Origin of the sequence: Komagataeibacter diospyri (genome assembly GCF_006538165.1) — a bacterium.
Classification (GTDB): Bacteria; Pseudomonadota; Alphaproteobacteria; order Acetobacterales; family Acetobacteraceae; genus Komagataeibacter; species Komagataeibacter diospyri.
Genome location: NZ_BDLU01000001.1, coordinates 44,368 through 58,461 on the forward strand (window position 1 = coordinate 44,368; position 14,094 = coordinate 58,461).

At 63.2% G+C, this 14,094-nt stretch carries 12 protein-coding genes; 8 read left to right on the plus strand and 4 right to left on the minus strand.

What is annotated here, in order from left to right; all coding sequences use genetic code 11:
• Window positions 1–4: 4 nt before the first annotated feature.
• The 3 genes from MSKU9_RS00200 (at window position 5) to MSKU9_RS00210 (ending at window position 4,240) form a co-directional block, all read left to right on the plus strand.
• Entirely contained in the window at window positions 5–775 is a 771-nt protein-coding gene (locus MSKU9_RS00200; protein ID WP_141259350.1) for a thiazole synthase, read from the plus strand.
• Window positions 772–1,392: a thiamine phosphate synthase gene (locus MSKU9_RS00205; protein ID WP_141259351.1), complete on the plus strand. Its 621-nt coding sequence runs from the start codon at window positions 772–774 to the stop codon at window positions 1,390–1,392. The genes MSKU9_RS00200 and MSKU9_RS00205 overlap by 4 nt, the downstream gene beginning before the upstream one ends.
• Window positions 1,393–1,615: 223 nt before the next feature.
• Window positions 1,616–4,240 (plus strand): cation:proton antiporter, encoded by a 2,625-nt coding sequence (locus tag MSKU9_RS00210; protein ID WP_141259352.1) that lies wholly within the window; start codon window positions 1,616–1,618, stop codon window positions 4,238–4,240.
• A gap of 299 nt (window positions 4,241–4,539) precedes the next feature.
• On the opposite strand, the gene MSKU9_RS00215 is transcribed toward MSKU9_RS00210, so the two are convergent.
• Both MSKU9_RS00215 and lysA read right to left on the minus strand, forming a co-directional pair.
• Entirely contained in the window at window positions 4,540–7,287 is a 2,748-nt protein-coding gene (locus tag MSKU9_RS00215; protein ID WP_141259353.1) for a DUF4175 domain-containing protein, read from the minus strand.
• On the minus strand, window positions 7,284–8,654 hold the full coding sequence (gene lysA, locus MSKU9_RS00220; protein WP_141259354.1) for a diaminopimelate decarboxylase: 1,371 nt from the start codon (window positions 8,652–8,654) through the stop codon (window positions 7,284–7,286). Before lysA ends, MSKU9_RS00215 begins: the two co-directional genes overlap by 4 nt.
• A gap of 77 nt (window positions 8,655–8,731) precedes the next feature.
• Between lysA and MSKU9_RS00225 the strand changes: the two genes are divergently transcribed.
• Window positions 8,732–9,130, plus strand: coding sequence for a cytidine deaminase (locus MSKU9_RS00225; protein ID WP_141259355.1), 399 nt, complete (start codon window positions 8,732–8,734; stop codon window positions 9,128–9,130).
• Between the two features lie 4 nt (window positions 9,131–9,134).
• On the opposite strand, the gene MSKU9_RS18185 is transcribed toward MSKU9_RS00225, so the two are convergent.
• On the minus strand, window positions 9,135–9,296 hold the full coding sequence (locus tag MSKU9_RS18185) for a hypothetical protein (protein WP_162851894.1): 162 nt from the start codon (window positions 9,294–9,296) through the stop codon (window positions 9,135–9,137).
• Entirely contained in the window at window positions 9,293–10,732 is a 1,440-nt protein-coding gene (argH, locus tag MSKU9_RS00230) for an argininosuccinate lyase (RefSeq protein ID WP_141259356.1), read from the minus strand. The genes MSKU9_RS18185 and argH overlap by 4 nt, the downstream gene beginning before the upstream one ends.
• A 250-nt stretch (window positions 10,733–10,982) precedes the next feature.
• On the opposite strand from argH, the gene MSKU9_RS00235 reads away from it, so the two are divergent.
• The 4 genes from MSKU9_RS00235 to dnaQ are packed head-to-tail and all read left to right on the plus strand — an operon-like array spanning window position 10,983 to window position 14,046.
• Window positions 10,983–11,801: an N-formylglutamate amidohydrolase gene (locus MSKU9_RS00235; RefSeq protein ID WP_141259357.1), complete on the plus strand. Its 819-nt coding sequence runs from the start codon at window positions 10,983–10,985 to the stop codon at window positions 11,799–11,801.
• A 50-nt stretch (window positions 11,802–11,851) separates the two neighbouring features.
• Complete coding sequence (locus MSKU9_RS00240; protein ID WP_141259358.1) at window positions 11,852–12,727, plus strand: shikimate dehydrogenase; 876 nt, start codon at window positions 11,852–11,854, stop codon at window positions 12,725–12,727.
• A 12-nt stretch (window positions 12,728–12,739) separates the two neighbouring features.
• Window positions 12,740–13,369 (plus strand): dephospho-CoA kinase, encoded by a 630-nt coding sequence (gene coaE / locus MSKU9_RS00245; RefSeq protein WP_141259359.1) that lies wholly within the window; start codon window positions 12,740–12,742, stop codon window positions 13,367–13,369.
• Complete coding sequence (gene dnaQ / locus MSKU9_RS00250; RefSeq protein WP_141259360.1) at window positions 13,366–14,046, plus strand: DNA polymerase III subunit epsilon; 681 nt, start codon at window positions 13,366–13,368, stop codon at window positions 14,044–14,046. Before coaE ends, dnaQ begins: the two co-directional genes overlap by 4 nt.
• Window positions 14,047–14,094 lie beyond the last annotated feature (48 nt).

Consider the following 14,094-nt stretch of genomic DNA (forward strand, 5'->3'; position numbering starts at 1 on the left):
CGCAATGACCCTTTTTTACGGCACTGAACTGTCGTCACGCCTGATGCTGGGCACGGCGCAGTATCCGTCCCCCGAAATACTTGCTGATGCCGTCCGTCGCGCAGGGGCCGGAGTGGTCACCGTGTCACTGCGGCGCGAGGCGGCGGGGACGCGCGCGGGACAGGCGTTCTGGGCGCTGATCCGTGAACTGGATGTGCCCGTCCTGCCCAATACGGCGGGCTGTCATACCGTGCGTGAAGCGGTGACCACGGCACAGATGGCGCGTGAAGTGTTCGGCACGGACTGGATCAAGCTGGAGGTGATTGGTGAATCCGATACCCTGCAGCCCGATATGTTTGCACTGGTCGAAGCTGCCCGTATCCTGACGGAAGACGGGTTCAAGGTCTTTCCCTACATGACCGAGGATCTGGTCGGTGCGGAACGCCTGCTGCGCGCGGGATGTGAGGTACTTATGCCATGGGGTGCGCCCATCGGGTCAGGCAAGGGGCTGAACAACCTGTTCGGGCTGCGCGCACTGCGCGCACATTTTCCCGATGTGCCCATGGTGGTTGATGCCGGGATTGGCGTACCATCCCACGCAGCACAGGCGATGGAACTGGGATATGACGCGGTGCTGATCAATACGGCGGTAGCCAAGGCAGGCAACCCCGCGGAAATGGCGCGGGCCTTTGCCATGGCGGTGGAAGCAGGCCGCATGGCCTATGTTGCCGACCCGATGGAGGAACGTGACATGGCCGTGCCCTCCACCCCCGTGATCGGGCAGGCCGTACTATGAACACCGCTCTCCCGTCGCGCATCTATCCGGTCGTGGACGCGGCGCACTGGGTTGGCAGTCTGGGACAGGCGGGCGCACGACTGATCCAGTTGCGGCTCAAGGATATGGCGGAAGACAATCTGCGCCGTGAAATCCGTGAAGGTATCCGCCTGGCCCGTGCGCATGATGTGTGCCTGGTGCTGAATGATTACTGGCAGCTTGCGATTGAGGAAGGGGTGGATTTCATTCATCTGGGACAGGAAGATCTGGATACGGCGGACCTTTCGGGCATTCGCGCGGCGGGACTGAAGCTGGGGGTCAGCACCCATAGTGATGCTGAACTGGAACGCGCGCTGTCGGTTGCCCCCGATTACGTGGCGCTGGGGCCGGTCTGGCCCACGAAACTGAAGAAAATGCCCTGGGGACCGCAGGGCACGGAAAAACTGTCGATATGGAAGCAGCGCATTGGCGATATTCCGCTTGTCGCCATCGGGGGGATTACCCTTGCGCGCGCGCCGCTGTGTATTGCGGCGGGGGCCGACTGCGTATCGGCAGTGTCCAATTTCATCCGCATGCCGGACCCGCAGGCACAGGTCAGGGCATGGCTGACCGCCACTGACCACGCGGTCAGGGTGTGAAATTCTGGAACATAATGTGATGCATCATGTGTTGTTGATGCAACGTTGGTGTGGCATTATTGATACTTGGCATATGGGGCTGCGAAGGAACGTCTTTCACGGCCAGATGTTGGTCTTGTAAGCCGGATTCTGTTGATCTGAAACGTGGTGGACATAATCTGTTCATGGTCAGCCATTAGGATCGGGCTGTAAGCGCAATATGGCCGGAAATCGGGGATTTTGAATGGAGATAGCGGGTCTGGCAGCAATTCTGATGGCAATTGCCGTGCTGCTTGTCGTGGTCAGCGCGGTCCAGCCGCTTGCCCGCCGTCTGGAACTGTCCGAAACCGTCCTGCTTGCCATTGTGGGTATCGTGATCGGTGGCGCCGCCGACCTTGTGCTGCGCAATTCCCATCTGGAAATCTTCAATGGCGCGGCGCAGACGCTGCTGGATTTTCCCCTTAACAGCGAAGCATTCCTGCTGATTTTCCTGCCCATACTGGTATTCCAGGGGGCGCTGGGCATTGATGTGCGCAGGCTGGCGCATGAAACCGCGACCGTGCTGTTGCTGGCAGTGGTGGCGGTGGCGGTCTCGACCGCAGCCATTGGATTCGCGCTATATCCCTTTGCGGGTATGCCGCTGGCGGTGTGTCTGCTGCTCGGTTCCATTGTCGCGACGACGGACCCTTCGGCAGTCGCAGGAATCTTCAAGGAAATCGGTGCGGCAAGCCGCCTGACGCGACTGGTGGAAGGGGAGGCGCTGCTGAATGACGCGGCCGCCATTTCCATTTTCACCATCCTGCTTGGCTCCATCACCTCGCATCACAAGATCATGCTGGGTGGCGCGGTGCTGGAGTTCCTTGTCTCCTTCATTGGCGCGCTGATTATCGGCATCGTGTTCGGCCGCCTGACCCTTATGGTCATTCCGGCTCTGGGGGCGGTACCCGCGGCGGAGGTCACGCTGACGGTGGCGCTGCCATACCTGTCCTATATCGTATGTGACGAATTCCTGGGTTTTTCCGGCGTGGTGGCCACGGCTGCGTCTGGCCTGACGATTTCGATCTACGGCCCGTCCACTTTCCGGCCACAGACCTGGCGATTCCTTAACGAATTGTGGCAGCAGCTTGTCTTCTGGGCCGGGTCGCTGGTGTTCGTGCTGGCATCCATGCTGGTGCCGCGCCTGCTGGTGGGCATGACCAAATGGGACTGCGTGCTGATCCTGCTGGCCGCAGGCGCGGGGCTGCTTGCGCGCGGAGCGGTGGTGTTTGGCATGCTGCCCATTCTTGCCGCCACCAAGCTGTCGCCGCCCGTGCCGACCCCGTTCAAGGTCACGATGGTATGGGGGGGGCTGCGTGGCGCCATTACGCTGGCGCTGGCGCTGGCCGTTACGGAAAACGAACATGTTTCCAGCAGTATCGCCCACTTCATCGGTATTATCGCCACGGGATTCGTGCTGATTACCCTGTTCGTGAACGGGATGTCGCTGCGCTATCTCGTGCTGTTCCTCAAGCTGGACCAACTGCCGCTGATTGATCAGGCGCTGCGTCACCAGATCCTTGCCATAGGGCTGGGGGAAGTGCGAGACCAGACGCGGGAGGTCGCGGGCGAACTGGGCTTTTCCTCCAACGTCACCAATACGGTGGTGGAGGTAATTGATCGCCGCGTCCATTCGGAAGAACAGGCCAATACCTTTGACACCGCCCTGGGGGACCGGCAGCGCGTCACGCTGGCGCTGATTGTCGTTGCCAACCGGGAGCGCTCCATCCTGCTGGACCTGTTCCGCATACAGGGGTTGTCGCGCCGCGTGATGGAAACGCTGCTGCGTTCGGCCGAGGCAATGGTGGATGGCGCACGGCTGGAGGGACGTTTTGGCTATGTCCGCGCCCTGCGCCGCCGCCTGCGCCCATCGCTGCGTTTCCGTGTGGCGCAGGTCATCCACCATCGGTTCAATTTCGACACCCCCCTCATGTATTGCATGATGGAGCGGTTCGAGATGCTGATGATCGGCTATTTCGTTTCCCTGTCACTGACCCGCTTCATGCGCCAGCGCATGGAGCCGACGCTGGGGACACGTATCAGTGAAATCGTGGGTGAAGTGCTGGGGCGGCAGTGCAAGCTGCTGGATGAGGCATTGCAGACCCTGCGACTGCATTACCATGGGTATTCCGAGGCGCTGGAAAACCGTATGCTGCGCCAGATTGCACTAAGGCTGGAAGAAGAAAAATACGATACCCTGATGTCCGAATCGCTGTTGAGCGAGGAACTGCACCGGGAACTCCACCGCGATGTGGAACACCGGCGCGAACAGCTGGATTTCAGGCTGAAATTCAATATCCGTGCGGGGATCGAAAGCCGCATCCATAAATTCCCCCTGTTTGAGGGGATGGCCGATGGCGTGCTGCATGACATCGCCATGAAAATGTCCATCCACTTCTCTTCTCCCGGGGAGCGGCTGTACCGCAAGGGACAGAAGGTACGCACGGTCTATTTCATCAGCGCGGGTCTGGCGGAGACCCATTACCCTAAGCACGACGTGCGCTTTGGCGCAGGGGCTGTTCTGGGTGGGGAAGAAGCGTTGAAGGATGAACGTGTCACCGCGACCAGCCGTTCGCTGCAGTTCGGGCATTTCATGACGATGAGCGCACGCAACTTCCGCAAACTGGTGGAAGATTACCCCCGTATTGGCGAAAACCTTGAACGTCTGGCACAGGCCCGTAACAAGGGTGAACTGCCCGATGCCCAGCTTCTACCGCAGGATGGGGAAGGCGCACCGCAAAGTCCTCCATCATATGATGCCATCGACCTTGCCACGGCACCCGTTACCCGCGCCATTCCCGTCCGGCAGGATGGTCAGGTCAGTGACGCCTGACCTTTTGGGACGATACCGATCCATCTGATTATATGGCTGCTGCATGCAGCCGGGTCCGGTGCAGTTCAGGTACCTGCCTTGGAATGGCGACTGGGGGCCTGCAGGGCCTTATCTTGCTGCTGTGTGCAAGCAAGTGCTGCCATGCAGGGCGCGATGGTGGTTGTGGTATGGGGACCGCTTCTTTCATGAAGGTGGCGTTTCCAGACGCATTCTGAAAAAAGCTTCATCAGAAACTTCTTTGTGATTTCCGGACTGTTTCAAACAGTGCCTCAATTCACGCCAGAAACGTCATTACAGCCCTAGAAAGCACGGAGCAGGCGGTCGAGGTATTCCAGTTCTTCCGGCGGACGGGTACGGTCGGCGTCGCGGCGGCGCAGTTCCTGTTCAATCTCGCGCGCGCGTTCGCGGCTGGCATTGTCAGGTACGTGGGTATCGTTGTCCATGCCCGCATGGGTGCCACCGGTCTTGCGGCCCAGCGGGTCACGATCGCCTTTGCCTTCGGCCTGCTGGTCGGTGTCGTCATCGTCATCCTGCCCGCCGGGATGATTGCCGCCACTGCCATGGCTGCCCTTGCCATTATCCTGCGACATCATGGGCAGGAACACGGTCATGCCGCCATGCGCACTCTGGCTGCGCATGGACTGACGCATCTGCTGGTCACCCTGCTGCAAGTCGGCCAGAACCTTCTTTTCAGCCGCAGCCGCATCGGGATCCTTGCCTGCGCCAAGGGCCGCGCGCACGGCCTTCATATCCGTCTGAGCCTTGTCCAGTGCAGGCATGTCCTTGCCGCTGGCCTGCCTGAATTCGCGCTGCAATTCATGCAGGGCGCGCGACAGGGCGTGCTGCACGGCCCGGTCGGCATGCTGTTGCGCCGTGTGTGCTTCGGGCGTCATGCTTTCCGGCGGTGAAGGGGACGCTGCCTGTGGCTGTGGCGCGCTGCCCGACGGCGTAATGCCCAGCTGGCGCAGCAGGTCGGCGGTGGACATGGATGACAGGTCGCCGCCATCTTCATCCATGTCAGTCTGGTGGCTGGCGGCATCACGTTCCTGCTGGCGCTGGGTCTGGTCCATGCGTGACTGGGCGTGGTCCAGCAACTGCGACTGACGACTGACCAGATCGCGCAGCGCACGGCGCAGTTCCTTCGCCTGCTGGCGGGCCTGCATCTGCCGGGCCAGCTGCATCATGTCCTGCGGGGTGGCGTTGCGGATGCCGTTGGCCATGTCCTCCATCTGCTGCAGTTTCTGCATGGCATCGGCATCGCGGCCATTGGCGGCGTCATCCTGTAACTGCTGCATCATCTGGGCCATGTTCTGTTCGCCACGCGATGTCATTTCGGGAATCGCGGGAATGGCGGAATGATCGCGCATGGCCTGTTGCGCCAGCGCCTGCATCTTGCGCGAAATCGCGTCCTTGAGTGCCTGCATGCGGTGCTGCAGTTCGGCCTGCTGCTCCGGCCCCTGACCCTTGGCTCCCATTTCGCGCATGTGTTCGAGCTGTTCACGCACGGCGTCCTGTGCTGCCTGCACGCCAAAATCAGCCTGTTCGTTATCTATGTCCCGACGGTTATGTTCGATATCCAGCGCAAGGAACCACAGCCGCCCGGTAGCCTGCGTAATGGCGTAATCGTCGGTTACGTCATCTGCATCCCCCAGCACGGCGGCCACACTGGTCAATGCCAGCAGCAGGCCGGCATGGTGGGTCAGCATGGTGTCGGCCTGACCCAGCGCCAGCAGTTCGCGCGCCGCCTGCGCGCGGTTTTCGCGGTGCAGGGCAACACGCTTGCGGATATCCAGTACCGCCTTGGCCAACGGGTTGTTGAAAGGCCGCGCGCCCATGCGCAGCCGGATGGGGGCGGAGGTCGCGGTCATGCCACTGGTGCTGGTGGCAACCAGTCGCGCGGTCACGTCTTCCCCCGCCCATGGATTTTGCGACAGGTCGGGTGTTGCTACGTCATCGGCTACGCGCGGATGGCCGTTCAGCGGGATCGGGACGGTTACGATATCATGCGGACTGTCCGGCATGACCAGTTCCGCATGCATTGATGCGATGCCGTATGGCTGGGCTACGTGATAGGGCAGGCGGGTACGCCATTCCCCTTCATGGCTGCCCGGCTCCTTGCCCCATGCGATCTCTGGCGCGGGGTTGGGGGTTACGTTCAGGTTCCATTGTCCCAGCGTGCGGCCCCGGCCGCGCAGGCGCAGCGTGCCACTGGCCAGAAGGGTAGCCTGCGCATTCCAGCTTGCGTTGCCCAGGGCGCGGAAATCATGGGGGCCGATGGCGGGTAGCGATCCTCTGGCATGCATGCGCAGGGCCGGATGGCCATTCAGCCCGTTCAGCGTGACGGTCAGCTGCGCACCGGCGGGAATGGCTGCACTGGTGTGCGTCGCATCAAGGAAGACCGGCGCGCCGGGTGCGTAATCAGGCATGGTGATCCATGCATTGACCTGCGGGGCAGGGGTGTCGGCATCATCCATGCCTGGCAGGAAGGCGGCCGTAATCCGGCTTGCGGCATGATCGCCGGTCCACATCATGCCACCAGCCAGCAGCACGGCAAGGACCGGGGTGGGCGCCCACCATGTGATGCCGTCGGGCAGGCATGGTCGTGGCCACCCGCCCCGCAGACGGCCCAGCGCCGCCGTGGTGCGGTGCAGGTGGACCTGCCACAGATAGATGATTTCAGGCGTGGGGGTATTGGCGGGCCTGTCATGTAGCGTGCGCAGCGGCTGGCCGGTCAGGCCGGACGCCTGTTCCACCCGCCGATCGGTTTCGGATGCGGTGGGGGCATGGATGCCGCGCCACTGCCGCCATGTGGCATAGGCAGCACTACCTGCCACCCCGGCCAGAAGGACAGCATGCAGGCTGTCGGGCATATATTGGGGCAGGCGCGCAAGTCCCAGCAGCGCAATACCCATGGCCGCGTCAAGCGTGGGCAGCATGAGCGGCCATAGCTGTTCCACCCACAGGGCACGGCGCGCCTGCTGGCGCGCACGGGCCAGGCGTTGCGGCAGGCTGCCGCCGGGCTGGGTGATGTCCTGCCCGGCTGTCATAGGCCTCCGCCAGCAGGGAGAAGGGTGTTCTCCACCCAGTCGGGAATGCGGTCGGCAGCCCACAGGTCTTCAACCTGCTGGCGTTCACGGATGACGGACCAGCGGGTGCCGTCCACCATCACCTGTGCTGCCAGCGGGCGGGCGTTATAGGTGGAACTCATGACCATGCCATAGGCCCCGCAGTCCAGCAGCGCCAGGCGCGATCCCGCATCCATGTGTGGCAGGGTACGGTCATGGCCGAAAGTATCACCGCTTTCACAGACCGGTCCCACCACATGCACCTGCTCGACGGGCGCTGTGGCCGTCGCGGCGGAAAGGGGGATGATGCCATGCCACGCGTCATACAGACTGGGGCGCATGAGGTCATTCATCGCGGCGTCCAGCACAAGGAATGGCGGCATGTCGTCATAGCCCTGCTTGCGCAGGATCACGGTGGATAGCAGCACGCCCGCGGGGCCAGCCAGCCAGCGCCCTGGCTCAACAGCCAGCCGCGTACCCAGATCGCCCAGTTCGGCATGGATGGCGGCGGCAAGGGCTTCGGGCGCGCCTTCGGTTTCATCACGGTAGGAAATGCCCAGTCCGCCGCCGCAATCCAGTACCTCGACCGCAAGCCCGCGCGCGCGGATGGCCCGCACGAGGTCGGCAAGTCTGGCATAGGCGGTACGGTAGGGCTGCATGCGTACGATCTGGCTGCCAATATGCATTGCCAGCCCGACGGGCCGGATACCTGGTAAAGTGGCAGCACGCGCATAAAGTTCAACCGCGCGGTCATAGGGAATGCCAAATTTGTTGGTGGCGAGGCCGGTGGTGATCTTGGCATGGGTGCCTGCATCGACATCCGGGTTGATGCGCAGGGCCACCCGGGCTTCCAGCCCTTCGGCTTCCGCCACGGCGGAGATGAGTTCAAGTTCCTCCGCGCTTTCGACATTGATCTGTGCAATGCCCGCCTGCAGGGCGAGGCGCATTTCCTCAAGGCTCTTGCCCACGCCTGAAAAGACGATTTTCCCTGCCGGGATGCCCGCCATCATGGCGCGGCGCAGTTCACCGCCACTGACCACGTCCGCCCCGGCCCCTTCGGCTGCCAGCACGCGCAGCACGGCCAGATGGTCATTGGCCTTGACGGCGAAGTGAATGGAAATTGGCCGGCCGGTGGCGGCAAGGGCTGTGGCAAGCCTGCGGTAGCGTGCGCGCAGGGTACCCGCGCTCATGACCCATGTGGGCGTGCCAAGCGCGTCGGCAATGGCGTTAAGGGGGACATCTTCCAGCACAAGCCCGTCCATGGCATGCATGGACAGCGCCGGACGGACGGCCAGAAGATCGGCAACGGATGGGTCCTGTCCACGACAGGTAGGGAAAGCATCAGCCATGATGCGCGCACGATACCGCCTTGCCCTGTCGCTTCCAAGGTGCTTGACGCATGAAAGAACACGAAGGACAGACCGGAATGAGCAATGACCCCCTGGTGCAGGCCGCCGTTGACGCGCGGCTGCGGGCATATGCGCCGTATTCGCGCTTTCAGGTCGGTGCGGCGGTCGAGGCAACGGACGGCCGGATATTTGCCGGATGCAATGTCGAAAACGCGGCCTATCCCGAAGGAACCTGCGCCGAAGCTGGCGCAATCGCCGCCATGGTGGCACAGGGCGGGCGTCATATCCGCCGCGTGGTGGTATGCGGGGGTGGGGATGCCGCCTGCACGCCATGTGGGGGATGCAGGCAGAAAATCAGGGAATTCGCGTCCCCCGGGACACCTGTCACCATGGTTTCAGCCGGGGGAGCGGTCCTGCAGGTCCGCACGCTGGCGGACCTGCTGCCCGACAGTTTCGGGCCGGACAGCCTGACCTGATCCGTCAGCGATCGGGGCTGGGATAGGTCGTGTAGTAGGCGTGGGAGTTGGAAGGCTGGCGTGGGGCGCCAATGCGCCCGCACGCCCCCAGCGATGAGGCGATGACCAGACCCGCCAGCGTCAGCAGCATGATGGCGCGCCCGCGCGGGGAGGGTTGGATATTCATTTGCCGCTTTCTCCTGTCCCGAGCGTATCCAGCCAGCGCGCGGCCTGCGCGCGCACGTTTTTCGCCGCCGTGCCGCCGTGGCTGGTGCGTGAGGCGATGGAGGAATCGACATCCAGCACAGTGAAGATGTCGGCGGTGATGCCCGGTTCCTCCGCCTGCATGTCCTCCAGCGTAAGATCGGCCAGACCCACGCCCTTCGCCTCCGCCTTGCCGACCAGACGGCCCGTGACATGGTGGGCGGTGCGGAAGGGCACCTTCAGTACCCGCACCAGCCAGTCCGCGAGGTCGGTGGCGGTGGAAAAGCCGGACCCGGCATAGGCGCGCATCTGCCCGGCATTGACACTGAGGTCACGGATCATGCCATCCATCGCAGCAAGGCTCAGTGCCGCGGCATCCGTCGCGGCGAAGACCGGTTCCTTGTCTTCCTGCATGTCCTTGGCATAGGCCAGCGGCAGGCCCTTCATCACGGTCAGCAGGCCGACCAGCGCGCCGGTAATGCGGCCACCCTTGGCGCGGACCAGCTCGGCCGCGTCGGGGTTGCGCTTCTGCGGCATGATGGAGGAGCCGGTGGTGAACGCGTCGGACAGGCGGATGAAGGAGAAGGGGGCCGAACACCAGATCACGATTTCTTCCGCCAGCCGCGACAGGTGGACGGCGATGATGGACAGCGCGGACAGGTATTCCAGAGCGAAATCACGGTCCGATACGGCATCGAGCGAGTTGGCGGTAGGACGGTCGAAGCCCAGCGCATGCGCCGTCATGTTCCGGTCGATGGGAAAGGACGTACCCGCGAGTGCTGCCGATCCCAGCGGGGATTCATTGAGCCTGCGCCGCGCATCCGCAAGCCTGCCCCGGTCGCGGGCCAGCATCTCCACATACGCCATCAGGTGGTGGCCAAAGGTCACGGGCTGCGCGGTCTGCAGGTGGGTAAAGCCGGGCATGGGGGTGTCGGCATGTTCCGCCGCCCGCCGCGCAAGTGCCCGCATGAGGGACGCCGCCTGCTGGTCCAGCCCGTCGATCGCGTCACGTACCCACAGGCGGAAATCGGTTGCCACCTGGTCATTGCGCGAACGCGCGGTGTGCAGGCGTTTTCCCGCCTCGCCAATCCGGTCGGACAGGCGGGCTTCGATATTCATGTGAATATCTTCAAGTGCGGTGCTGAATTCAAAGGTGCCAGCCGCGATTTCCCGCCCGATCTGGTCCAGCCCTTCGGTAATGGTTTTGGCATCAGCATTCGAAATGATGCCGGTTTTCGCCAGCATGGCGGCATGGGCTTTCGATCCCGCGATGTCCTGCCGCCACAGGGCCTTGTCAAAACCGATCGAGGCGTTGATGTCCTGCATGATCGCCGCCGGCCCCCCGGCAAAGCGCCCGCCCCATTGCGCGTTCGCCTTCTGCGCGTCCTGATCCGTCAGCGTTTTTGCGTTCCCCGGCATCCTGTGTTCCAGCTACCCCAAGTGTGAAAAGGATTGTGTCTGATACGTCGCGGCATAAAGCCATCGCATGCCGCGCACCCTACCCATCTGCCGCTGCAGATACAATCGTTCCCGTGTCCGGTGGCGGTCCCGTATGGTAGCCTCGTATGGCAACGCGGCGGGGTGGGGTGCGGCGGGGGGTCTTTCGCTCATGCGGGGGGATCTGTAATATTGGTCGCCTACCCGCCCATGGCACAGGATGTCCCGCACAATGCAGCATACAGCCCTTGCGCAGGAGCCATTACGGTTGCTGACGCAGGATGACCCGGCTCCCGTCATTCAGTTCGGCACATCCGCGCTTGATGGCGTGATGCCACCGTCCGGCCTGCCATTCGTGCTGGTCAGTGACCATGCGGGGCGCAGCCTGCCATCCGCGCTGGGGAATATGGGGATCAGCGCCACCGATCATGCGCGTCATATCGCCTGTGATCTGGGCATGGCCGAAACCGGGCGGATGCTGGCGCGGAATCTGGACTGCGTGCTGATTGAACAGGCCTATTCCCGCCTGGTGATCGACTGCAACCGCGCGCCGGGGCATCCGACATCCATCGTGCGGGAAAGTGATGGCACGCGGGTTCCGGCGAATATCGATATCACGGCGGCGGAAGAAGGCAGGCGGGTGGAAGAAATCTTCCTGCCCTATCATGACCGGATCAGCCGGGAGATCTCGACGCGGCTGGAAGGGGGACTGCCCGTGGTGCTGGTGTCCCTGCACAGCTTTACCGACCGCATGAACGGCATGGCACGGCCATGGCATACGGGCGTGCTGCATAACCGCAATCCCGCTTTCGGCCTGCGGGTGCGCGACCTGCTGGTGGCGGAGGGCGGGCTGGTGGTTGGCAGCAACGAACCCTATGCCCTGACGGATGTCAGTGATTATACCGTCCCCGTCCATGCCGAAGGGCGCGGCGTGCCCTATCTGGAAATCGAGATCCGCCAGGACCTGATCGCAACAGAACAGGGGCAGGCGGAATGGGCCGACCGCCTTGCGCGCGTCCTGCCGCAGGCGTGGGAAGATTTCAGGCACTAACGTTCCTGCCCGTGTAAGACGAACACACCGGATCAGATGGATTGAAGATAATGGAACGCAGGTTACGCATTGACGGCCATACCCTGCTGGCCGGGGTGACCGGCTGGCCGGTAGCGCATTCGCGCTCGCCGCTCATGCATAATTTCTGGCTGGAGCAACGCGGGATAAACGGGGCTTACGTGCCGCTGCCGGTGGTGCCGGGTTCGTTTGATGTCGCGGTCCGGGGGCTGCAGGCCGCAGGATTCCGTGGCGTGAACGTGACCATCCCGCATAAGGAATCGGCCTATCGCATCGTGGAGGAACACGGCCGTCTGGACCGTTCGGCACAGCGTTCGGGTTCGGTCAACACGCTGGTTTTCGCCCCTGATGGCCAGATCGAGGGCTATTCCACCGATGGCGACGGATTCGTGGCCAATGTGGAAGCGCATGGCATTCCCGTCAAAAGCGGCCGTGCCCTGCTGCTGGGCGCCGGGGGGGCGGCGCGCGCCATTGCCGCAAGCCTGCTGGACCGGGGGGTAGATGTCGCTGTGGCCAACCGCACCCGTGCGCGGGCCGATGCGCTGGCCGCGCAGCTTTCGGGCATTGCGGTCATTGACTGGGCGCAGGCGGGTGATGTGCTGCCGTCGTGCCAGTTTCTGGTGAACACCACGTCCATTGGCATGGACGGGGGGGCAGATGCCACCTTCCCGCTGGACCTGGGGCGGGCGGATGCAGGGCTGGTCGTATGCGATATTGTCTATGTGCCGCGGCAGACAGCACTACTCCGGCAGGCGGCCAGTCATGGGCTGCGCACTGTCGACGGGCTGGGAATGCTGATTCATCAGGCCGGTCTGGGGTTTGAGAAATGGTTTGGTGCGGCGCCGGAGATCGGGCCTGCGGTCGAAGCCCTGCTGGATGCCGACCTGCATTGCGCACATGCGGGCTGAACGGGATCTTTCATGCGCATACTGGGACTGACCGGCGGGATTGGCATGGGCAAGTCCACTACGGCTGCCCTGCTCAAACGCGCGGGCATACGGCTGTTTGATGCTGACGCCACCGTCGCTGCGCTGCAGGCCCCGCATGGTGCGGCCCTGCCTGCCATCGGACGGCTGGTCCCCGGTTCGGTGCGTGATGGCGTGCTGGACCGGACGGTGCTGCGGCAGGCGGCGCTGTCCAGTCCAACCGTGATGCAGGGACTGGAGGCCATCATCCACCCGCTGGTGCGTCGGGCACGACAGCGGTTTGTGCAGCGTGCGCGACGCGACGGTTGCCGGTGGGTCGTGCTGGATATCCCGCTTCTGTTCGAAACCGGGGCTGAGCGGATATGCGACCGGGTGGTGGTGGTCAGCGCGCCCGCGTCGATACAGCGCCAGCGTGTATTGCGGCGGGGGCGGATGACGCCGGCCCAGATTGACGCTGTCATTGCCCGTCAGATGCCTGATGCCGCGCGGCGGCGACAGGCCGATGTGATTATCGAAACCGGCCTGTCGCGCCATGAAACGGTGCGCCAGGTCAGGCGTTTGCTGTATGCGATGCGCGAAGGCAGTCCAGCCGCATGGGCTGCGGCCGGAGGAAAGCCTGCATGAAACGCACCATCCTGTTTGATACGGAAACCACCGGTCTTGATCCGCTGAAGGGGGACAGGGTCATTGAAATCGCGGCCCTTGAACTGATTGGTGACCTGCCCACCGGGCGCAGTTTCCGTGTCCTGATCGATCCCGAGCGTGATGTGCCCGAAGAGGCATCGCGCGTGCATGGCTTTACCCGCGCGGACCTTGAAGGAAAGCCGAAATTCGCGGAGGTCGCCCCTGAATTCCTTGAATTCATAGGCAAAGATCCCCTGATCGCGCATAATGCCCGCTTCGATTTCGGCTTCCTGAACGCAGAACTGGCGCGGGCACGGCTGCCTGAACTGGATATGGGGCGCATGGTCGATACGCTGGACATGGCGCGTGAGCGTTTTCCCGGCATGCCCAACAGCCTTGATGCGCTGTGCCGCCGCTTTTCCATCGACCTGTCGGAACGTACAACCCATAACGCGCTGCTGGACTGCAGGCTGCTGGCCGCGGTGTATCTGGAACTGACCGGGGGCCGCCAGCGTGGGCTGAGCCTGTCGGTGGATGAAGGCGGCGGCGGCATTGCCACCTATACCTATGTGCGGGCGGCGGGACATGTCTGTGTACGTGTCAGGCCGGATACCGCCGAACTGGAAGCCCATCAGGCCTTTGTCAGCCGCCTGTCCGAACCGTTGTGGCTGGGCTGAATGGGCGGTATGTAACTAAAGGGAGTGGTCCCGGTGGTACGTTTGGGT

Coding starts and splice junctions, on each gene's coding strand:
- MSKU9_RS00240 (WP_141259358.1), top strand. CDS start 11,852: ATGGAACGCAGGTTACGCATTGACGGCCATACCCTGCTGGCCGGGGTG.
- MSKU9_RS00200 (WP_141259350.1), top strand. CDS start 5: ATGACCCTTTTTTACGGCACTGAACTGTCGTCACGCCTGATGCTGGGC.
- MSKU9_RS00235 (WP_141259357.1), top strand. CDS start 10,983: ATGCAGCATACAGCCCTTGCGCAGGAGCCATTACGGTTGCTGACGCAG.
- MSKU9_RS00215 (WP_141259353.1), bottom strand. CDS start 7,287: ATGACAGCCGGGCAGGACATCACCCAGCCCGGCGGCAGCCTGCCGCAA.
- coaE (WP_141259359.1), top strand. CDS start 12,740: ATGCGCATACTGGGACTGACCGGCGGGATTGGCATGGGCAAGTCCACT.
- dnaQ (WP_141259360.1), top strand. CDS start 13,366: ATGAAACGCACCATCCTGTTTGATACGGAAACCACCGGTCTTGATCCG.
- MSKU9_RS00225 (WP_141259355.1), top strand. CDS start 8,732: ATGAGCAATGACCCCCTGGTGCAGGCCGCCGTTGACGCGCGGCTGCGG.
- MSKU9_RS18185 (WP_162851894.1), bottom strand. CDS start 9,296: ATGAATATCCAACCCTCCCCGCGCGGGCGCGCCATCATGCTGCTGACG.
- lysA (WP_141259354.1), bottom strand. CDS start 8,654: ATGGCTGATGCTTTCCCTACCTGTCGTGGACAGGACCCATCCGTTGCC.
- MSKU9_RS00205 (WP_141259351.1), top strand. CDS start 772: ATGAACACCGCTCTCCCGTCGCGCATCTATCCGGTCGTGGACGCGGCG.
- MSKU9_RS00210 (WP_141259352.1), top strand. CDS start 1,616: ATGGAGATAGCGGGTCTGGCAGCAATTCTGATGGCAATTGCCGTGCTG.
- argH (WP_141259356.1), bottom strand. CDS start 10,732: ATGCCGGGGAACGCAAAAACGCTGACGGATCAGGACGCGCAGAAGGCG.